The organism is Nonomuraea fuscirosea, from assembly GCF_003001935.1.
Classification (GTDB): Bacteria; Actinomycetota; Actinomycetes; order Streptosporangiales; family Streptosporangiaceae; genus Nonomuraea; species Nonomuraea fuscirosea.
Genome location: NZ_PVNG01000032.1, coordinates 12142 through 33259, shown reverse-complemented (window position 1 = coordinate 33259; position 21118 = coordinate 12142). Strand labels below are relative to the sequence as shown.

Below are 21118 nucleotides of genomic sequence, written 5' to 3'. Positions count from 1 at the left end.
GATTCTCCTCGTGTCTTGCGTAAGGCGGGGTGGTGCCCTTCAGCCGGCGGCGCTGCCAAGTCGCCGCCGTTCGCGGTGGTTCGCGACATTGATCCGGTTGCCGCACACGTCGGGCGTGCAGTAGATGCGACGCCCCCCGCGGCTGATGTCGACGAACACCCCGCGGCAGCCCGGGGCGGCGCAGGCGCGGAACCGGTCGTGCCCGAGCGCCCGGACGGCGCCGAGCAATCCGATGCCGATGAGCGTGGCCAGCTCCTCGGCCAGCGGCGCGCCCGGCCTGGTCGGTACGTACCACTGCCATCGCCGGCTCGTATCGTGCTCCAGCACCGGCCGGAGCCCCGCCCGCCCGGCCAGTACGGCGCCGCCCGCGACGGCCTGGTCCTCCGTCTCGGTCTCCACGACGCCACGGACCTCCCGGCGCAGCAGGTGAACTTCGCGGACGTCGTCGTCGCTCGGCAGGCGCCCGTCCGCCACGGCGTCGAGCCGCAGCCCGTGCCCCGCGAGGAAGTCCGTCAACGCGTCCGGGGTCGGCAGAGCCTCGCCGTGCACAGTCGGGGAGGTGTTGGCCAGATCGCCGGCCAGAGTCGCCCCGACCGCGTAGTCGGTGATGGAGATCCGCACGCTTCACCTAGTTCCGGTAACCGAATAAATGGAACTATAACCCTTACATAAAATCCGTAGGGGCGGGAATGAGGCGCACGGCCGCTCAGAGGTGCGGAAAACCCCAGGTCCGGACGGGCGGGTGCCTCATTCCGCCGGGGTAGCGGCCCGGCCTACCGTGCCTGGTCATGATCGGAAAGTTGTTCGATGTGCCACGCCGGCTGCTGGCCGGTTCAGCAGCCCTGCTCGCCCTGGCCGCGGTGATCATGTTCACGGCCATGACGGACAGCACCATGCAACCCCTCCCGGCCACCGCCCCGGACGACCAGTTCAGCGCCGGGCGCGCGCTGGCTCACCTGAAGGAGTTCGCCGCCGTGCCACGGCCCATCGGCAGCCCGGCCGGCGACCAGGCCCGGGACTACCTGGCCGGGCAACTGCGCGCGGCAGGGCTCCAGGTCGAGATCCAGCGCTCGGTCGGTGCCCGTTCCGCGGCGGGGCTGGCGACGTTCGGCCAGGTCGACAACATCGTGGGCCGACTGCCGGGAACGGGCTCGACCGGCACCGTGCTCATCGCCGCGCACTACGACTCCGCGGCCATGGGACCGGGCGCCTCCGACGACGGCGCGGCAGTGGCCGCGATGCTGGAGACCGTCCGGGCGCTGCGCGGCGGTCCCGGCCCGCGTAACGACATCGTGCTGCTCATGTCGGACGGCGAGGAGGACGGCGTGCTCGGCGCCGAGGCCTTCGTCCGCGAACACCCCCTGGGCAAGGCCGGCGGCGTGCTGCTGAACTGGGAGGCCCGCGGGGTCAGCGGCCCCTCGCTGTTGTTCGAGACCTCCGCGAACAACGCCCGCCTGGTCGAGACCTTCGCGGGCGCCGTCCCCGCCCCGCGTGGCCACTCCGCCATGGTGGAGCTGTATCGGCTGCTGCCCAACAACACCGACTTCACCCCGCTGGCCAAGGCCGGCTTCACCGGCATGAACTTCGCCTACATCCAGCGCCCCTCGCTGTACCACACCGCGGGCGACTCCATCGCCAACCTCCACCCGGGGAGCCTGCAACACCACGGCAGCAACATGCTGGCGCTGGCGCGCACCTTCGGAGACACGGACCTGCGGACGCTGGCCTCCGATCACGACGTCACCTACTTCCGCGCGCTCGGCACCATGATCACCTACCCCGCAGGGCTCGTCTGGCCGCTGGCGGCGCTGGCCGCCGTCGCGGTGGCGGGCCTGGCGCTGCTGGCCCGCGTCAAGCGGTTGCTGAGCCTGCCCCGGCTGATCGCGGCGACGGTCTCGGCCGTGGTGCCGTTGGCGGCGTCGGCCGGGCTGGCGCAAGGGCTGTGGGAACTGCTGGTGTCCTGGCGGCCCGCCTACGACCTGATGGGCGGGCTGCTGCACCGGCCGCAGCCGTATCAGACGGCGATCGCGGTCCTATGCGCGCTGGCGGTCCTCGGCTGGTACCTGCTGCTGCGCCGCAGGCTGGGCCCGGCGGCGCTGACGGTCGGGGCGCTGACCTGGTTCGCCGGGCTGGGCCTGCTATGCGCCCAGGTCGCTCCAGGGACGTCCTTCCTGTTCGCCCTGCCGGCGCTGCTGGGCGCGGTCGGGTGGCTGGCCGTGGTCCTGCTCCGCACACCTGCCTGGGCACGGACGGTCGTGGCGATGCTGGGCCCGGTCACGGCCGCGATGCTGCTGCCGTCCCTGGCCGGGGACGTCTTCGACGGGATGGGGCTGGCGCTCGGCGGAGTGAGCGCGCTGGTGCTGGCCTTGTTCGGGCTGGTCGTCGTGCCGGTCGCGGAGTCGTTCCTGCCCGATCTGGCCGCCCGGCCGAAGCGAGCCACCGCCCTCGCGGTGCCCCTGACGGCCCTTCTCCTCACGGCAGGGCTGGTCGCGGCCGGGTTCGTGGTGGACGATTTCGACGCCGACCGGCCGCGGCGCACGCATCTGGCGTACGTCATGAACGCCGGCACCCGTACCGCCCACTGGGTCAGCGCCGACGCGGACCCGGCCCCGTGGACCAAGCGGTACGTGTCCGGCCATGACACCTCCGCGCTGCCCCCCGGGTACGCACGCGGCACGCTGTGGACCGGGCAGGCGCCGGCGATCGCCGCCGAGAGCCCGCGAGCCGACGTCCTCACCTACCGCGGGGACACCCTGAAACTGCGCGTGACCGCCGGGAAGGGCACGCGCTCGGTGACGCTACGGCTCGACCAGCCGATCACGCACGCCACCGCATCGGCCGGCCGGTTCGGGTCGGCGAGCGTGCCCGTCACCGGCACACGAGTCGGCACCTGGCCCACGGAGGTCCGCTTCCGCGGCATCCCCGCCTCGGGAGCCCTGATCACCATGCGCGTACCGGAGAAGGACCGGCTCCGCCTCACGGTGATCGCCGAGACCGACGGGCTCACCGCGGTACCGGGCTTCGTTCCTAGACCTCCTGATCTGGTCGCCGCCACCAGGGAGGACGGCGATCTCACCGCGGTCACGCGCAGCTACACCCTGACCAGGGACTCCCGGCGGGAGAAGACCGCGCTGGCCAAGCAGCCGGCTGGCCGCCGAACCTTCGAAGGACTGGAGCGTCGGCATTCATCAGTCTGATGACCGATCTTCTGGTCCTTGCTGCCCCAGCTGGACCGAGCTGCTGAACGAACTGGCTGGTTCTCTCGACGAATTACCCATGACGGTCACGACACGTGCCCAAGATCGAGGTTCGAGACGGCGTGTACGAGAGACTGAGCTCATGGTTCCGGAGACTCCCGCTGCCGCGGCGGCGCTGTCGGTGGTCAGGCGTTTCTGCTCACCCGCGCTGCTCAACCACTGCATCCGGTCCTACCTTTGGGGAGCGATGTACGGCGCAGTGCACCGCATCGCCTACGACGACGAGTTGTTCTACGTCTCGGCGCTGCTCCACGACATCGGGCTGACGGAGGCGTTCGACAGCCACACAGTGCCGTTCGAGGAGGCGGGAGGCCAGTTCGCCTGGGTCTTCGGTACGGCGGCCGGCTGGCCGGTGGAGCGAGCCGCCAGGGCCGAGGAGATCATCACGTTGCACATGCGCGAGGATGTGTCCGCGGCCGCCGACCCCGAGGCACACCTGCTGCAGGTCGCCACAAGCTGGGAGACCGTCGGGCGGCATGCCGGGCAGTTCCCGGCCGACGCACGCGCCGAGATGCTTGCCCGCTATCCCCGGTTGGGATTCGGCAGGGAGTTCCTGGCATCCTTCGAGGACCAGGCGAGACGTAAGCCGGGCAGCGCCGCCGCCGCCTCTGTGCGCAACGACCTCGCCGCCCGGAGCGCCGCCAACCCGCTCGAAGGGCCTTAGAGGGCGTTCCGTCACTCCCTACGAGCGTACGTGGATGACCGTCTTCCCCTTGCGTCGCTCGGTTGAGGTGAAGGTCGCGACCGCGTCGTCGAGGGACGCGACGGTTCCGATGTTCGTACGCAGCCGCCCGTCCCGGACTCGCCGCACGATCTCACCCAGCTGGGTGCGGTCGGCCTCGACCACGAAATCGATCGCCAGGCCGTCAGCGGGGCGGGCCTCGGCCGGGCCCACGACCGACACCAGCGTCCCGCCGGATCTGAGCAGAGCCGCGGAACTCCTCTGGACGTCGCCGCCGATGACATCGAAGACCAGATCGACGCCCCCGACGTCTTCCAGCGCGTCGTCGCCGAGGTCGACGAACTCGTGCGCGCCGAAGTCGAGCGCCTTCTCACGGTCGGCGGCGCGGCCGGTGCCGATGACGTAGGCGCCGGCCTCACGTGCGAGCTGGGTCACCATCGTCCCGACCGCTCCGGCCGCGCCATGGGCGAGGACGGTCTGGCCGGACTGAAGGTGGCCGTGCTGGAACAGCCCCTGCCACGCGGTCAGACCGGAGATGGGCAGGGACGCGCCTACCGTGAAGTCGACGTCGCCGGGCAGCGGTGCGAGGTTGCGTGCCTCGATCGCCACGTACTCCGCGAGGGTGCCGTCGCGGTGCCAGTCGGCGAGGCCGAACACCCGCTGACCGACCGACAGGCCCGTCGTGCCGTAGCCGAGGGCGGTGACCACTCCGGCCAGCTCGTGGCCGGGGATCGACGGTGTCCTGTCGCGGCCGGCACGATCGGTCCAGGTCGATGGCCACTCCATCTCTGTCGGGACGAAGCCCGACGCATGAATCCGCACGATGACGTCGTTGATCGCCGCCGGCGGCTCAGGCCGCTCCGTCAGCGTCATTCCGGCCGTTCCCGCGGCCTGGTCGGTCACCACAATGGCTTTCATTGAGATCGGCCCCTTACTCATATGAGCTCGTAGCGAAGGTCAGGCGCTCTGCCCGGGGCGCGGGTGCCAGGGCAGGCGGTTCTCCAGCTCCACCTCCAGCGAGAAGCTGAGGAAGGTCCGGACCACGACGATGAGTGCGAGCACGCCGACGCTCGCGAACGTCGGTGCGACGGCCACCGTGCGGATGATGTCCCCGGCGACGAGGAACTCCAGCCCCAGCAGGATCGCCCGGCCGAGCCCCTGCCGGTAGGCGCGGTAGGCGTCATGGAAGCGCGGCCGCCGCCGCGTGTCGAGGCCGAAGCGCGCCGTGGCGGCCAGCGCCCCCAGCGCGATGATGGCGACCCCGGCCAGGTCGACCGCCCGGCCGACCGCTTCGACCAGGTCGGCGAAATCCGCGTCCACGGCAGGACACTTGCCCGGGCACGAACCGGGATACGCCCACGCTGGATCCGCTCTTCGGTGAAGGACCGCGAAGAACCCATTTGTCAGGACCTGCGCAGGCTCATGGCAGGCGCCCTGAGCGCCACCGCGGCGGCGGGGATCATCTACTCGCCGCTCGGCCGGATCAGCGGCAGGGTTCGGACGTGATATATACACCCATAAAGGGATGAACAAAACTCATGTTCGGCGGAGGGCGCCCTCAGACGCGCTCCCGCCGGCGCTCATCGGCCGCGACGACGCCATGGCCGCGATGGTCGCCGCGGTGTCGGAACACGCCCTCGTGCTCGTCGAGGGAGAGTCGGGCATCGGCAAGTCCCGCCTGCTGGACGAGTGCCTGGCCGATCCCGGCTTACGCGGCCGTACCGTGCTGATGGCCGCCTGCCCGCCCCTGCGGGAACCGTTCCCGCTCGGCGCGGTGGTGGACGGACTGCGCGCCTTCCATGAGCGCCTGGGAGAGCTGGCGCTCAGCCCGCTCGCCGGTGCGCTGCGCACGCTGTTCCCCGAGTGGGCGTCGTGGCTGCCGCCGGCGCTGGAGGCGCTGCCCGATCCGCAGGAGACCCGCCACCGGCTCTTCCGCGCGCTCGGCGAGCTGATCGACGCGCTCGGAGTGGACGTGCTGGTGGTCGAGGACGCGCACTGGGCGGACGCGGCCACGCTCGACTGGCTGCTCACCCTCACCACCTCGCGTGGCGCCGCGCGCTCGATCGTGGTCACCTACCGGCCGCTGGAGGTCGGCGAGGGCTCGCCGCTGCTCCGCCTGACCTCGCGCCCGCCCAGGAACATGTCCTGGGAACGCATCGCGCTGGAACCGCTGGACGTGCCGCAGACCGGCGCCCTGGTGAAGTCGATGTTCGCGACCGCCGACGTGTCCGACCACTTCGCGGCCTTCCTGCACGAGCACACCGGCGGCATCCCGCTCGCGCTGGAGGAGACCGTACGCCTGCTGCGCGCCCGGCGCGACATCTTCCGGTCCGAGAGCGGCTGGCGCCGCCGTATCACCGAGGAGTTGCGCGTGCCGCCCACCGTGCGCGACTCCGTCCTCGAACGCGTGACCCGGCTCGACCCGCCCACCCGCGCCGTGCTGGAGGCCGCCGCCGTACTGGAGGCGCCCGCCGGCGAGGCGCTCATCGCGGCGGTCGCGGACCTCGACGAGGCAGCCGTCCAGGACGGCCTGGCCGGCGCGCTCGCTTCGGGCCTGCTGCGCGAGTCCGGCCGGGGTGCGTTCGGCTTCAATCATGTGCTGGCCTCGCGCGCGGTAGCCGAGGCGATCCCGATCCCGTCGCGCCGCCGGCTGCACCACCGCGCGGCCCTGGCCCTGCGCGAGGGCGAGCACCCTCCCGTCGTACGGCTGTGCCACCACTTCCGCGAGTCCGGCGACGTCGAGGAGTGGTGCCGCTACGCCGAGGCGGCGGCCGAACTCGCCATGGAGGCGGGGGACGGCCACACCACGGTCGTCATGATGCTGGACCTGCTGACCGCCGCCGACCATCCGGTGGAACGCCTGGTCCGCCTGGCCGGGCGGCTCGGCGCGGCCGTCTCCGTCACCGCCGAGCCGTTGCTGGGGCTGGGGGAGCGGGTGCGCGCCGCGCTGGAGGAGACGCTCGCGCGTCCCGGGCTGCCGGCCGGGGCCAGGGGAGAGCTCGGGCTGAGACTGGGGCGGCTCCGCTTCCACCTCGGCGAGTTCGAGGCCGCGATGGCCGGCCTGGAGGCCGCCATGCCGGACCTGGCGGACCGGCCCGACCTCGCCGTCCAGGCCATGCTCCTGCTGGCCAATCCGATGATCCGCGCCTGGCCGCGTGCCCGCCACCTGGAGTGGGCCGGCCGGGCGGAGCAGCTCTTCCCGCTGGTCGGCCTGCCGGTCGAGCGGGCCGCGTTCCTGTCCCACCACGCCGCGGCGCTGCTCTGTCTCGGCGAGGAGGACGGCTGGCGCGTGGCGCGCGCCCTTCCCGCCGACGGGGACAGCCGCCTGGAGCGCCAGGAGATCGCCCGGGGGCGGCTGATGGCCGGTCAGTTCTGTACGTTATGGGGCCGGCACGACGACGCCCGCGCCTATCTGGACTCCGCCGCGGCGCTGGTGGAACGGGTGGGCTACCGCCGGATCGAGGACGTGCTGAGGCTGGCGCGGGCGCACCTGGCCTGGCACGCCGGGCACTGGGACGGCCTGGACGACGTGGCGGCCGAGCTGGCCGGCTCGGAGACGGCCGACGAGGCGACCCGCCTGGAGGCCCGCATGCTCCTCGGCTGCCTGGACCTGGCGCGCGGCGTACCGCAGCGGGCCGAGCAGCGGCTGCGCGACGTCCTCGCCGCCAGCCTGGCGCGCGGGCACGCGGACCCGTTCATCTTCCCCGACGTGGCGCTGGCCCGGATCCTGCTCGCGCGCGGCGAGCCGGAGGCCGCGCTGGAGATCACCGAACCGCTGCTGGAGATGATCGCCCGCAAGGACGTGTGGCTGTGGGCCACGGAGCTGCTGCCGGTCCATCTGGACGCGCTGCCGGCGGTCGGGCGGACGGAGGAGCGGGCCGGCCTGGCGGCGGCCTTCGCCGCCGGGATGGCGGGGCGGGACGCTCCGGCCGTCGCCGCGGCGGTCGTGACCTGCCAGGCCATGGTCGCCGCCGACCCGGGAGAGGCGGCGGGCCTGTTCGCCCGGGCCGCGGCGATGTGGGCGGCACTGCCCCGCCCCTACGATGCGCTGCTCGCCGCCGAGCGCCAGGGCCGCCGCCTGCTCGACGCGGGCGAGCGCGAGCGGGCGCTGAAGGTGCTGGAGGAGAGCCAGCGGGAACTGGCCGCGCTGGGCGCGCGCTGGGACGCCGACCGGGTCGCCCACCTGCTGCGCGAGCAAGGGGTCGAGGTGGCCAGGCCGTGGCGCGGCGGGCGTAAGGGGTACGGCGACCGCCTGTCCCCGCGCGAGGTGGAGATCGTCCGTCTGGCGGCGCTCGGATGGACCAACAAGCGCATCGCGGAGAGCCTGACGCTGTCGCCGCGTACGGTGGAGCGCCACCTCAGCGCGGCCATGCGCAAGCTGTCGGTCACCACGCGCACCGCCCTGGTCACCACGGCCGCCGCCGACGGGCTGCTGGACGAGACACCGACATAGATGGCATTTACGCATTAATTGGGTGATTTCCCGACTCGCGACGTCGGCGGGTCCGCCTGATCATGATCTTCATGCCTAACGATCAACCGGACGTCGAGCCGGACCTCAAGCCGGATGCAGCGCCCGACAAGGGGCCCGACAAGGGGCCCGACGAGGCGCCCGACGAGGGGCCCGACGTCGAGCCGGATGCCGTTTCCGATGAGGGCCTCCTGAGCGAGGCGGCGCCCGACGGCGCACACGAGCCGCTGTGAACCAGCACGTCGTGCGCCTGCCGTACAGGCGCGGTCAGAAAGCGGGACAGACATGACAATCCACCACCGGTTAGGTTCCGCACGCCTCCTGGTCACGGCCGGCCTGGCGCTGACGCTGGCGGCGGGAGCCGTACCCGCCGCGGCCGCCCCGCCACTGGACCGCGCCCCCCACGCCACCGAACCCGCCACCACAGCGCCTGAGGCGAGCACCTCGACGGTGACCCTGCTGACCGGTGACCGCTTCCAGGTCGACATCGACGAGCGCGGCGGCCAGCAGGTCAGCAGGCTCCCCAGCGGCGGCCCGGCCGGAGGCACGTTCTCCCAGTTCACCCTCGGCGGCGACACCTACGTCGTGCCGTCAGAAGCGGTGCCCTACCTCGGCAAGACCATCGACCTGCGCCTGTTCAACGTCGGCTACCTGGTGCGGGCCAAGCTGGACGACGAGGGCAGCGCCACCCTCCCGGTCACCGTACGGGCCGGCCGTGCCCAGGCCGAGGCCCTGCCCGCCACCAGCGTCACCGCAGCCGCCGGCAGCGCGGCCACCGCGACGGTGACCAAGAAGGAGGCCCCGGCGCTCGGCAGGCTGCTGGCCGAGACCTGGCGCGCCGCGAAGGGCGACGCCGTCGGCACCCTGCCCGGAATCGAGCGGATCGAGCTGGCCGCCCCCGAGAGCGCTCCCGAGCCGCCGCCCTCGCCGCTGGCCACCGACAAGCCCACGGCCAAGGCGACGGGCGGGGAGCTGAGCTACCACATGCTGACCGTGGACTCCATCGCCAGGGACGGCACGCCCGGCACGATGATCGGAGCCGTCCAGAACGTCGGCGACGGAGCCCTGGCCACCTTCGCCTTCGCCTACCCGGGTGAGGGCAAGAAGTCGTTCATGGTGCCGGAAGGCACCTACAGCATCATGGCCAGCGTGCTCACCGCCCCGGCCACCGACCTCACGTCGGAGACGGCCCTGGTGATCGAGCCCGAGGTGCGGGTCGGCGCCGACACCAGCGTGGTGCTGGACGCCAGGAAGGCGGTCCGCTACCGGCCGGAGCTGGCCTCGCCGCCGCGGGCGCCGCTGATCCGCTCCGAATCCCTGTCGTTCGTCCGCACCAGCGCCGCGGGGGACGAGACGGGCATCGGCCCCTCGGGACTGCTCGCGGGCTTCATCTGGAAGACCTACTCCGACCCGGTCACCGGCAACCCCGACCTCTACGTCACCCCCACCAAGCGCGTCAAGAAGGGCGACTTCAAGTTCACGGGCTTCACGCTGCTGGCCGAGAACGCCGACTCGGGGCCCGAGATGGGCGCGACGTACAAGCTCGTGTTCGCCTACGGCGACGCCGTCCCGCGCAAACTGACGCCGGTCGTCAGGAAGTCGGAGCTGGCCACGGTGCGCTCCACGCTCTACAACACGGCCTCCGACGCCGCCTCGCCAGGACCGGTGACCAGGGGGTCCTTCGTGTTCCTGCCGTGGGGGTGGTCCGACGTGAACCACGGCTACCTGCCGGCCGCCGGTGACCGCGTCGACTACGTCTACAGCACCAGGCCAGGCGAGACGTACTGGCAGCACGTCATGGCCGCCGACACCAACGAGGTCATCCTCGGCGAGCGCCGCAAGCTGCGCCCCGGCCAGGAGATCAGGGAAGTGTGGAACCTCGGCCCCCGGACGCCGTCGGCGGCCGCCACCTACGTGCAGGAGACCCTGCTCGGCATCGGCGGCCCGAGCAGCAAGGTGGACGAACCGCTGCTGCAGGTGTGCCTGGCGTGCCGGCAGGGCTCGCTGGGCTCGGTCTACCTGAACGGCTTCGCCGACTCGGCGCCGCTGCACTCGACGTCGGAGGCGTACGCCGCGTCGCGGACCACGTTCTACCGGGACGGCGAGCTCGCCTTCGACCTGGGCGCCGGCGGCTACCGCCCCTACCGGCCCATGCCGCTGTCGCTGCCGCTGGCGCCGCGCCCGGCCGGCTACCGCCTGGTGTGGGACTTCGCCGCCCAGGGCAATCCCCAGTCGCCGAGCCGTACCGAGTGGACCTTCCGCAGCGGCCCGCGTGACGCCGCCGCCAGGCTGCCCCGTACCGTGCGGTGCGCCGACACCACGCGCCCATGCTCCTTCCTGCCGCTGCTGTTCGTGCACTGGAACCTGTCGCTCGACCTCGACTCCCGGGCCAGGGCCGGGCGGCGGTTCGACGTCGCGTTCCGGGTCTCGCGCCAGGAGCACCAGGCCCGGCCCACCGGCGTGCGGGCCACGGTCGAGGTGTCGTACGACGACGGCCAGACCTGGTCGGCTCCGAAGACCGCCACCGCCGGCCGCGACGGCACGTTCACCGCGCCGATCACGCATCCGGAGTACTCCGAGCCGGCCCGCTGGGTGTCGCTGCGGGTCAAGGCGCGGGCCGGTGACGGCAGCACCGTCACCCAGACCAACATCCGTGCCTACCGGCTCGCCGGCTGACCGGGAGACCTGACATGCGCACCCATCGATGGACGACGCTCGGGGGCGTGGCGGCGATGCTGCTCACCACGATCGCCCCGCTGACCCTCCTCACCACATCCGCCGCAGCCACCGCCGCGCCGCCCGCCACGAGCGCGGCCTGCCCCCGCGACGCCGAGGACACCGGGCCGGCGACGTGCCTCCTGCGCGCCGGCACGGGAGGCGGCGACCAGCCGCTGCCGCGTGTCACCGCCGGCCGCGGCCCGCTGACCGCCGGGGACCTCCAGGAGGCCTACCGGCTGCCCGCGGACTGGCTGGGCGGCGGCCAGAGCGTGGCCGTCGTCACCCCGTACGACAACCCCGCTGCCGGGGACGAACTGGCCGAGTACCGCGAGGCGAACGGCATGCCCCCGTGCGACGCCGACTTCCCGTGCTTCAAGAAGATCAACCAGCGGGGCGGCGACACACCGCCCGCCCCGAGTCCGGCCTGGGCGGTGCACAGCAGCGTCGGGCTGCAACTCGCCGCGGCGGCCTGCCCGAACTGCAAGCTCCTGCTGGTGCAGGCCGACGACCCTTCGCTGGCCAGCATGGCGGCGGCCGTGGACCAGGCCGCCGCACAGGGCGCCACCGCCGTCGTGCCCATGTGGGGCGTGACCGAGTACGACGGCCAGAACGCCCTGGCCGCTCACTTCGACCACGCGCCGACCACCGTCGTCGCCCCCTCCGGCCAGGGCTTCAACAACGGCGGCCGCCAGATCCTCCCCACCGCCTACCCGTCGGTGATCGCCGTCGGCGGCACCCAGCTCTACCGGGACCCCGCCACCACGCGCGGCTGGAACGAGTCCGTCTGGCGCGACACCGCCTCCGGCTGCTCGATGTACGTGACGCGTCCGGCCTGGCAGCCGGCCGGAGCGTGCGGCAGCCGGCGCACCGTGGCCGACGTCGCGGCGGTGGGCTCCGCCGACACCCCGGTCCAGGTCTACAGCACCAGCCTGGGCGGCTGGGGCACCGCCGCGGGCACCCCCGTAGCGGCGGCGTTCATCGCCGGCGTGTACGGCCTGGCCGGCACCGACTCGGTCACCCCGGCGGGCAAGCGGCTCTACGCCTCCGCCCAGTACCTGAACGACATCACCGCCGGAAGCAACGGCGCCTGCGGCGGCGGCAAGATCTGCACCGCCGCGCGCGGCTACGACGGGCCCAGTGGCATGGGCACCCCCAACGGCACCGGCGCCTTCTAGGAGGACCCTGATGCGAACACCACGATCTCCCCGCCGGCGCTTGCGCAGTGTCACTGTCAGGGCCACAGTGGCGGCCGGCCTGACCGCCCTGCTGAGCACCGCCGCCACCTCCGCAACGCAGGCTCCGGCCAGCGCCGGGACGGACTGCGTACCGGCCTGGACGATGCTCGACGCGCCCGCGAGCGAGGGCGTCGTCGACGTCGACGTGATCTCGCGTGACGACGTGCGTTTCTCGGAACAGCTCGAGGAGGGCGCCAGGTCGCTGCGCTGGAACGGCCGCGAGCTGGTCGAGAACGGCCCCCAGATCCCGGTGCCCGCGCGTACCGGGAGCCTCTTCCAGGTGGGCGCCGGCTCGTTCACCGCCGGCGGCGGCTGGTCGCTGGTCAGCCTGCACGGTTCCTTCCAGCCGGACGGGACGGGCGTGCTGGCCCGCCTCGACCGCGACCGCTGGACGCTCACCCCGGCGGGCGCGTCGCAGAGCCCGGAGGCCGGACCGTCCTGGCTGGCGGACGTCGCCACGGTGAACTCCTCCCAGGCATGGGCGGTGGGCCGCGTCGACGGGCCGGCCGGCGGCGCGCTCATCCAGCGCTGGGACGGCACGGAATGGACGAGCGTCGACCACCCCGCCGCCCGCCGCGCCGCCGCCGCCCTGACCTCGGTGAAGGCGGTGCCGGGCGGCGGCGTCTGGGCCGCCGGCTTCCAGAAGAACGAGCAGACGGGCTCGTACCAGCCGATGGTCCTGCACCACGACGGGACGGCCTGGGCCGACGTCGCGCTGCCGGACCCCGGCGCGGAAGGGATGCTGTACGCGCTCGACGCCTCCGGCCCCGACGACGTCTGGGTCTCCGGCATCTCCGGCAGCCAGAGCAGCCCGAGGCCGCTCCTGCTCCACTGGGACGGCCGGAGCTGGACCACCGTGCCCACGCCCGAGCCGGGCCCCTACGGCGGCGACATCTTCAAGCTGTACGCCCCCGCCCCCGGCCGGCTGTGGGCCCTCACCAACGACAGCAGCATGGGCGTCTTCCACGTGCAGCACTGGGACGGCTCCTCCTGGCAGGAGGCCAAGCCCCAGGGCGAGCAGCCGGAGGCGTTCGGCTTCATCTTCCACGACGTGGACGGCAGCGGCCCCGACGACGTGTGGGTGACCGGCACCTCCACCCGGACCGAGCCCTCCGACATCGGCTACCCGCAGCTGCTGCCGCGCCGCCTGATCGCCCACCTGAGCTGCGGGAGAAAGTGACATGAGAAACCCCCGTAAGTCATCCGCGCTGGCGTGCGCCCTGACCCTGCTGGCCACCGCCCTGTCGGGCGCCGTCCCCGCACACGCCGCGGCGGACGACCCCGTGATCGCGCCGGAGGTGCTGGCCAGTTTCGACGCGCGCGCCACCACGGACTTCTGGGTGCGCATGTCGGGCAAGGCCGACCTCGCCCCCGCCAAGAAGATCGCCGGCCGTACCGCCCGCGGCCGGGACGTGGTCGAACGGCTGCACGCCAGAGCCGACCGCGACCAGGAGCCGCTGCGCAAGCTGCTCAAGGCGGAGAAAGTGAAGTCCACGGCGTTCTGGGTCACCAACGCCGTCTACGTCAAGAACGCCTCCAAGGCGCTGGCCAAGAAGATCGCGAAGTTACCCGGGGTCGAGGAGATCCGCGCGCCCGTCACGTACACCATCCCCGAGCCGGTCCGGAGCACGCCCGCAGGGGCCGCCGCCGCGACGGGCCTCACCTGGGGCGTGTCCAACATCAACGCCGACGACGTGTGGGCGGGGACCGGTCGCCGCGGCGAGGACATCGTCATCGCCAACATCGACTCCGGCGTCCAGTACGACCACCCCGCCCTGGTCAAGAGCTACCGGGGCAGCAACGCGGACGGCACCTTCACCCACGATTACCACTGGTACGACCCGCTGCGCGAGTGCCCGAGCGACGCGCCGTGCGACAACAACTCCCACGGCACCCACACCATGGGCACCATGGCCGGCGACGACGGTCAGGGCAACCAGATCGGCGTCGCCCCGGGCGTGCGCTGGATCGCCGCCAAGGGCTGCACCACCGACCAATGCTCGGAGGAGGCCCTCGTCGCGTCCTCGCAGTGGATGCTCGCGCCCACCGATTCCAGCGGCGCCAACCCTGACGCGTCCAAGCGCCCGCACATCGTCAACAACTCGTGGGGCGCGAGCCTGACCACCCAGCCGTTCATGGAGGACATCCAGCTCGCCTGGGCGGCCTCCGGCATCATGGGCATCTGGTCCAACGGTAACGACGGCCCCGGCTGCCAGACGTCAGGATCGCCCGGCGGGCGCGTCATCAACTACTCGGTCGGCGCGTACGACGTCGACAACAAGATCGCGAGCTTCTCCAGCCGCGGTCCCGGCCAGGACGGCGAGATCAAGCCGAACATCTCCGCACCGGGCGTGAACGTCCGCTCCTCGGTGCCCGGCGGCGCCTACGCGTTCTACAACGGCACCTCGATGGCGGCGCCGCACGTCGCGGGAGCGGTCGCGCTGCTGTGGTCGGCCCGCCCCGAGTACGTACGCGACACCGCGGCCACCCGCCTGCTGCTCGACCTGTCGGCCATCGACACCGACGACACCAGCTGCGGCGGCACCGCGGCCGACAACGCCGTCTACGGCGAAGGCCGCCTCGACGCCCTGGCCCTGGTCGAGGCCGGAACGCGCGGCACCGCCAGGCTGTCGGGCACCGTCACGGACGCGACCACCGGCCGGCCGGTCGAGGGCGCCACCGTCACTCTTACCGGCCCGCTGACCCGCACCTCCACTCTCGGTGCCGACGGCGACTACCGCTACACCCTCGTCGCGGGGGAGTACCAGCTCAAGGCCGAGGCGTTCGGCTACCGGACCACGACGAAAACCGCCACCCTGGCCAGGGACGACACCCTCACCCTGGACGTCGCCCTGCCCCAGACCGAGCGGATCGACCTGACCGGCACCGTCTCCGACGCCTCCGGCCTCGGCCGCGGGCTCGCCGCGCGGATCACCGCCGACGACGGCAAGGGCCACACCTGGAACGCCGAGTCCGACCCCGGCACCGGCGCCTACACCCTGTCCCTGCTCCCTTCGATGACCTACACCCTCACCACCCGCGCCACCGAGCCCGGCTATGACCCGTCCGTCCAGCAGGTCACCATGGGTGAGACGGGCCGGCGACTCGACCTCGGCCTGACCGTCTCCCTGTCCTGCGTCGCCCGCGGCTACGAGGTGATCCGCGACGGCAGCACCGAGCCGTTCGACGCCGCCACGGCGCCCAAGGGCTGGACGGTCACCAACGTCGACCCCCGCATCCCCAAGTATGCCCACCAGCCCGGCTGGGTCTTCACCGACGCCGGCGGACGGGGCAACCACACCGGCGGCGCGGGCGGGTTCGCCATCGTCGACTCCCTGCACTCCGGCAAGGGCCACCTCCAGGACACCTACCTGACCAGCCCCTCCTACGACCTGACCGACCGGGCCTCGGCGACCCTGGAGTTCGCCCACGACCTGAAGCCGGCGGTCAACTCCACGACCGGCGTCGACCTCAGCGTGGACGGGGGCCGTACCTGGAAGACCGTGTGGTCGGCCAAGGGCTTCCCCGGCGCTCCGGGACCGGCCGTCCACGTCGTTCCGCTGCCGGACGCGGCCGGACAGGCCGACGTGCGGATTCGCCTCCACTACCGGGGCCAGTTGTCCGGCTGGTGGGCCGTCGACGACCTGTTCGTCGGCGACCGCACCTGCCGGCCCGCGGCGCCCTGACCCCACCCCCGCGCGCCGCTGCCCCCGGGACGGAACCGCCCGGGGGCAGCGGCTTGGTGGATCTCAGGCGCTCTGTTGGATGGACAGCTCGGTACGGGCCTCATAGCAGTGGCATGGTTCCTTCTGTTCGAGCGGCCGATATTCGGGAAAGGTCGCCTGTCCGCGTCCCACGACCCTGCCGGCGCCGTCGCGGATCACCGCGTCGATCGTCTGGCGTGAACGGTCGGTGGCATCTCCTGACAGCGGGACGAACACGACCGGAACGGGTGCGGCCAGCGCCGGCGTGGCGCGCATGACCGGCAGCTCGCCCTTCTCGCAGGCGCCGCGCGGGTCGCACGCTTCGTACGTGCGTCCCTGCACCGCGACCGTTCCCTCCATCAGGAGCCGCACGCCGCTCCCTCCGCACGGCCCGCACCGCACCTGGGCCGAGCAGGCCGCCAGCAGCGCGGCGGCTCCGGCGATCAGCAGGGCGGTGAGAGGTGAGGGCGGCGCGTACGGCATGTCGGCTCCGGAGGCAGGCTGGGCCGGGCGCGGCAAGAGCCGCGTGATCAAACCCGTGTCGTCAAGGATGAGGGTGCAGATGTCAGGCGGGTCGATATCGCAGGTCCACGGCCTGTGCGGGGTCCCCGTCGTGAATCCGGGCCCACCGGACCGGCTCGATACCGGGGCAGTCGAACAGCCGGACTCCGGCGCCGAGCATGACCGGCGCCAGATGCACACGGAACTCGTCGATCAGACCGCGCTCGACACATTGCCGGGCGATGTCCTGGCCGTGTATCTCGAGATCCTTGCCCTTCGCCGCGGCCAGCCCGATCGCGACCGCCTCGGCCACGTCGCAGGTGAGAAACGTGACGCCGGGGTCCGGGATCGCGTCCTCAGGATGGTGGGTCAGCACGAACACCGGGCCACTCCACGCGCCGCCGTACGGCTGCCTACTAGCCTGGCCGGGATGCCGCTCAGCGAGCGCGTCGTAGCCATGACGACCCCCCAGGACGGCACCCAGGGTCGCGATCGACTCATGATGGGTGTCGGGGCCGACCCTCACCCCGGACATCCAGTCCATCGAGTGTCCAGGGCCGGCCGCGAACCCGTCCAGCGACATCATCAGATGCCAGCGCACTTTGCCCATGGGAGGCTCCGTTCGTCTCGGTGTGCTGGTGCTGACCACCCGGCAGGCCGATACTCATCGGTGAGCGACCGGTTCAGCGCCACAGACGGTCGACGGCGGCGCCAAGGCGGCGGTCGATCCAGTGTGTCGCAGACCCGGCGAACGTATGTGGTCACCGCACTGGCGCTCCAGAAATCACGAGGGATACAAGTCGAAGCCCTGGAAGCCTTTCGACACGCCGGGAAATCCGGAGTGGTTCCCACCCGACAGCGGCCAGAATTCCGGCGATGCTGTCGCCGGATAATGCGATTTTTCCGGTTGCCGAACTATCGGATTTGCCGGAAGACCGCCCGGATGACGAGGGAGCGCCCGCTGTTCACCCGTTAGCTGACCACGGTCCTGCTTGCGGTCACTGCCTGTGGCGCCCCTCCATCATCATCACCGCAGGCTCAACCCGCCGCAGACGACCGCCCCGCCCAGAAGGCTCGTCTCCCTCAAACCGGAGAAAGACGCGAACTCCGGCGAGTCCGTCGTCGCCCACGGCGACCTGATCGCGATCAGCACACCGAACGAGCAGCCCGGGCGGAGCCGGCTACCTCGCCGAGAAGGGCTCGGTCAGCCGGCGAATCACGCAGGAGACCGCGGCGTGCCCGGCACCTCGGAACCCGGCGATCACTTCGGCGAGCACCTGGCCCTCGGCCCCTTGGTGTGACAGCCGCGAACCTCACCGGAGTACGGCTTCCGCCACCCCAGGACAAGAACGGCGAACCCTGCCGCAGCTTCGGCGAGAGCATGGCATACGTCCCTCATGCCGGACTGGCCGCCCTCTCGGCGGATTGCGGCCTGCTCCAGTTCTACGACCTCGGCCTCGACCCCACCCGCACAGTCGCGGCCCCGGCCCCGTCATGGGCGGGCGCCCTGAGCGCCTCAGGCGACGGACAGGTGGCCGCCCTGTGGAACGACGACAACGACCCGCCCCTGCTCCTGCCGTCCCCCAAGGACCCGGCCAAGGACCGCCGTATCTCCGGCGGCTACCTCAGGGACGCGATCCGAGGGGGGATCACGTTCAGCGGAACCCGGCTCGTGGTCGGCCTGGACTGGACCGCGGACCTGGCCATCATCGACCCCGCCACCGAAAGAGCCGAGCTCGAAGGCCGCCACCGGCCGGCTCTCCGTCGGGGCCGTCGCAGGCTGAGAGACGGATGAGCGTCGATGACGCTCCGATCACTGGCCGTTGACGGAAACCGGTAGCGACGCGACGCCGACCAGGTCGACCGGGACGAGTCGTTCGATGCCGTCGAGGACCCGGCTGAAGCCAGGCCCGAGGCGCCTAGGTCCGAGGCGCCTAGGTCCGAGGCGCTGCCCGCCGAACTCGCCCAAGCCGACGATGCTTCACCGCCCAGCGATCGCTCACCGGCTCCGCGCCGCGACAAGACTGGAGGGATGATGACACAACCCGCGGTGCCGACCTCACCGCTGCTGGAGCGCGTCCGCGCCGCCGTCATCGGCGACGACGAGGTGCTGGACGGCCCGTACGGCCCCCGCCGCATCGTCTACGCCGACTACACCGCCTCCGGAAGATCGCTGACCTTCATCGAGGACTTCATCCGCGACCACGTCCTGCCCCGGTACGCCAACACCCACACCGAGAGCTCGGGCACCGGCCTGCAGACCAGCCGCTTACGCGAGGAGGCCCGCCAGGCCGTGCACGAGGGCGTCGGCGCCGGACCGGACGACGTGGTGATCTTCTGCGGTTCGGGAGCTACCGCAGCGGTCAGCAAGCTGATCGGCATCCTGGAGCTGCGCACCCCCGGCCGGTACGAAGAGCGCCCGGTCGTGTTCGTCGGCCCGTACGAGCATCACTCGAACGAGCTGCCCTGGCGCGAGTCGATCGCCGAAACCGTCGCGATCGGGGAGGACCCGTCCGGCCACATCGACTGCGCGGACCTGCGCCGCCGGCTCGTCCAGTACGCCGACCGGCCGCTGCTCATCGGCAGTTTCTCGGCCGCCTCCAACGTCACCGGCATCCTGACCGACACCGACCGCGTCACCGGGCTGCTGCACGAGCACGGCGCGCTGTCGTTCTGGGACTACGCCGCGGCCGCGCCGTACGTGCCGATCCGCATGGCGGCCGGCGCGGGCGGTCACAAGGACGCGCTCTTCCTGTCGCCGCACAAGTTCGTCGGTGGCCCGCAGACGCCCGGTGTCCTGGTGGTGCGCCGGGAACTGATCCGCAACCGGGTGCCGACCGTCCCGGGCGGCGGCACGGTGCTGTTCGTGAGTCCGGCCGGGCACAGCTATCTCGACGACCCGGTCGCCAGGGAGGAGGGCGGCACGCCGGCGATCGTGGAGTCGATCCGCGCCGGGCTGGTGTTCCGGCTGAAGCAGGCGGTCGGCACCGACCTCATCCAGGCTCGCGAGGAACGGTTCTGGCAGCGTGCCCTGCGGCGCTGGGGGCGTAACCAGGACATCGAGATCCTCGGCGATGTGCGGGCCCGCCGCCTGCCCATCGTCTCGATCAGGCTCCGCACGTCCGGCGGGCTGTACCTGCACCACAACTACGTGGTGGCACTGCTGAACGACCTGTTCGGCATCCAGGCGCGCGGCGGCTGCTCCTGCGCCGGCCCGTACGGTCACCGCCTGCTCGACATCGACGCCGCCCACTCGCACGCCTACGAGCAGGAAGCCGAGGCGGGTTGCCAGGGCATCAAACCCGGCTGGGTGCGCGTCAACTTCAACTACTTCATCTCCGGTACGGTCTGCGACTACCTCATCGACGCCGTGGACCTCATCGCCCGCTACGGCCACCGGCTGCTGCCCGACTACCGCTTCGACGCCGCCACCGGGCTGTGGCGGCACCACGACGGCCCCACCGAGCCACCCCTGCATCTGAACGACCTGCGCTTCGACAGCCCCAGACCACCCACGGCCCACACGCCGGCCGGCGAGGACGCCCTGCCGAGCCAGCTGGAGCAGGCCCGCGCCGTCCTGGAGTCCCGCCGGAACGAGGTCGACCTGGCCCCGCCGGACCTGCCGGACGACTTCGAACGCCTGCGCTGGTTCCCACTGCCCCGGGCCTCAGCGTGATGTGTGGGCCTGTCCCCAGCGGCGGAACAGGCCGGGCGGCTCTCCCAGCAGGACTCGGGGAAGCCGCGCCGGCAGTGATCGAGACCGACTGATGCTGATCATGGCGGTGAAGCAGATGCCGGTCAGGATCAACAGAGGGTGCGCCCGCCCGGACCGGCAGAGCGCGCTCGCCAGACCCCTCCAGCACTAAAGGCTCGCTGCCATGCTTGGCCCGCCACCTGAGTGTTAGGGGAGCGCGCGGGCGGGGTCACCACTGGGTGGTGAGCAGTGTTTCCGCTTCGCGCGGTCGTCGGTGGAGCCGGTGAAGTCAGCGCGCAAGCCCAAGGCGTTGCTCAGGGCAGTGAGCGCGTTGAGTTCGGTGATCGGTCCTGCCCTGAGTTGCAGGGCCTGTCTGGCCGTCGTCACCGCCGTGGTGATCTCAGGTAACCAGCCGGTCCGTCTCACCGAGGTGGTCAGCGCCCCGGCCAGGTTGGCCACGAATCCCGCCTTGTCGGCGTCGCTCACCGTCGTCGCGATCGCCTGCCGGAAACACCGCAGCGCCTCGGCCAAATTTAGCTCGTCGCCGAAACGCGCATAACGCCTCTCCAGGTAGGCGCCGAGGGACGACATGCGGGTCGCGCGGGCAGCGGGACCCCCTTCCCAAGGCTACGGCGCGCCGTCCCAAAGCGATCGCCTCCTCGATGTCGCGCCTGTCGCCGCCAAGCTCGAAACGGGACATCAGGGAGTCGCCCAGGGCGGACAACATCAGGGACAGCGACTCCGATCGCCTGACCGTCTCGGCTGGTGACAACAGGGTGCCCGTCTGCCGCTGTCTGCAGCCCAGCAGGATGAGCCGGTTATCGATGTGCCGGGCGCGTGGGGGCTGCAGCCCGGT

General features: G+C 72.0%; 17 protein-coding genes. 11 read left to right on the top strand and 6 right to left on the bottom strand.

The annotated features are described in order from the left end of the window. Positions 1-39: 39 nt before the first annotated feature. Complete coding sequence (locus B0I32_RS49945; protein ID WP_106251835.1) at positions 40-621, bottom strand: CGNR zinc finger domain-containing protein; 582 nt, start codon at positions 619-621, stop codon at positions 40-42. Positions 622-788: 167 nt separating this feature from the next. Between B0I32_RS49945 and B0I32_RS49940 the strand changes: the two genes are divergently transcribed. Then, the gene (locus B0I32_RS49940) at positions 789-3197 is read left to right on the top strand and encodes a M28 family peptidase (RefSeq protein WP_106251833.1); all 2409 of its coding nucleotides are present in this window, start codon (positions 789-791) and stop codon (positions 3195-3197) included. 142 nt (positions 3198-3339) lie between these two features. Next, on the top strand, positions 3340-3921 hold the full coding sequence (locus tag B0I32_RS49935) for an HD domain-containing protein (protein ID WP_106251832.1): 582 nt from the start codon (positions 3340-3342) through the stop codon (positions 3919-3921). A gap of 18 nt (positions 3922-3939) precedes the next feature. On the opposite strand, the gene B0I32_RS49930 is transcribed toward B0I32_RS49935, so the two are convergent. Together B0I32_RS49930 and B0I32_RS49925 are read right to left on the bottom strand one after the other, a co-directional pair. After that, positions 3940-4857, bottom strand: coding sequence for an NADP-dependent oxidoreductase (locus B0I32_RS49930; protein WP_106251830.1), 918 nt, complete (start codon positions 4855-4857; stop codon positions 3940-3942). A 39-nt stretch (positions 4858-4896) separates the two neighbouring features. Further along, entirely contained in the window at positions 4897-5259 is a 363-nt protein-coding gene (locus tag B0I32_RS49925) for a DUF1622 domain-containing protein (protein ID WP_106251829.1), read from the bottom strand. 205 nt (positions 5260-5464) lie between these two features. Between B0I32_RS49925 and B0I32_RS49920 the strand changes: the two genes are divergently transcribed. The 6 genes from B0I32_RS49920 (at position 5465) to B0I32_RS61215 (ending at position 16049) form a co-directional block, all read left to right on the top strand. Beyond that, positions 5465-8392: an ATP-binding protein gene (locus B0I32_RS49920; protein WP_106251827.1), complete on the top strand. Its 2928-nt coding sequence runs from the start codon at positions 5465-5467 to the stop codon at positions 8390-8392. A gap of 71 nt (positions 8393-8463) precedes the next feature. Further along, positions 8464-8643, top strand: coding sequence for a hypothetical protein (locus B0I32_RS49915; RefSeq protein ID WP_146178612.1), 180 nt, complete (start codon positions 8464-8466; stop codon positions 8641-8643). Positions 8644-8695: 52 nt separating this feature from the next. Next, on the top strand, positions 8696-11086 hold the full coding sequence (locus B0I32_RS49910) for a hypothetical protein (protein ID WP_106251824.1): 2391 nt from the start codon (positions 8696-8698) through the stop codon (positions 11084-11086). A gap of 14 nt (positions 11087-11100) precedes the next feature. After that, entirely contained in the window at positions 11101-12303 is a 1203-nt protein-coding gene (locus B0I32_RS49905; protein WP_106251822.1) for a S8/S53 family peptidase, read from the top strand. 40 nt (positions 12304-12343) lie between these two features. Continuing rightward, positions 12344-13543 carry a beta propeller repeat protein gene (locus tag B0I32_RS49900; protein ID WP_146178611.1) on the top strand — a complete coding sequence of 400 codons (1200 nt, stop codon included), beginning with the start codon at positions 12344-12346 and terminating at the stop codon, positions 13541-13543. A gap of 1 nt (position 13544) precedes the next feature. Next, positions 13545-16049: a S8 family serine peptidase gene (locus B0I32_RS61215; protein ID WP_106251819.1), complete on the top strand. Its 2505-nt coding sequence runs from the start codon at positions 13545-13547 to the stop codon at positions 16047-16049. 63 nt (positions 16050-16112) lie between these two features. On the opposite strand, the gene B0I32_RS49890 is transcribed toward B0I32_RS61215, so the two are convergent. Next, positions 16113-16550, bottom strand: coding sequence for a hypothetical protein (locus B0I32_RS49890; protein ID WP_106251817.1), 438 nt, complete (start codon positions 16548-16550; stop codon positions 16113-16115). Positions 16551-16632: 82 nt separating this feature from the next. Beyond that, positions 16633-17178, bottom strand: coding sequence for a dihydrofolate reductase family protein (locus B0I32_RS49885; RefSeq protein ID WP_106251815.1), 546 nt, complete (start codon positions 17176-17178; stop codon positions 16633-16635). Between the two features lie 397 nt (positions 17179-17575). Between B0I32_RS49885 and B0I32_RS57025 the strand changes: the two genes are divergently transcribed. From B0I32_RS57025 to B0I32_RS49875, 3 genes are all read left to right on the top strand, one after another. After that, entirely contained in the window at positions 17576-17869 is a 294-nt protein-coding gene (locus B0I32_RS57025) for a hypothetical protein (RefSeq protein ID WP_146178610.1), read from the top strand. Positions 17870-17949: 80 nt separating this feature from the next. Further along, complete coding sequence (locus B0I32_RS49880; protein ID WP_146178609.1) at positions 17950-18363, top strand: hypothetical protein; 414 nt, start codon at positions 17950-17952, stop codon at positions 18361-18363. A gap of 237 nt (positions 18364-18600) precedes the next feature. After that, positions 18601-20244, top strand: coding sequence for an aminotransferase class V-fold PLP-dependent enzyme (locus tag B0I32_RS49875; protein WP_219912428.1), 1644 nt, complete (start codon positions 18601-18603; stop codon positions 20242-20244). 225 nt (positions 20245-20469) lie between these two features. On the opposite strand, the gene B0I32_RS49870 is transcribed toward B0I32_RS49875, so the two are convergent. Beyond that, the gene (locus tag B0I32_RS49870) at positions 20470-20853 is read right to left on the bottom strand and encodes a hypothetical protein (RefSeq protein WP_146178608.1); all 384 of its coding nucleotides are present in this window, start codon (positions 20851-20853) and stop codon (positions 20470-20472) included. Between the last annotated feature and the right edge of the window lie 265 nt (positions 20854-21118).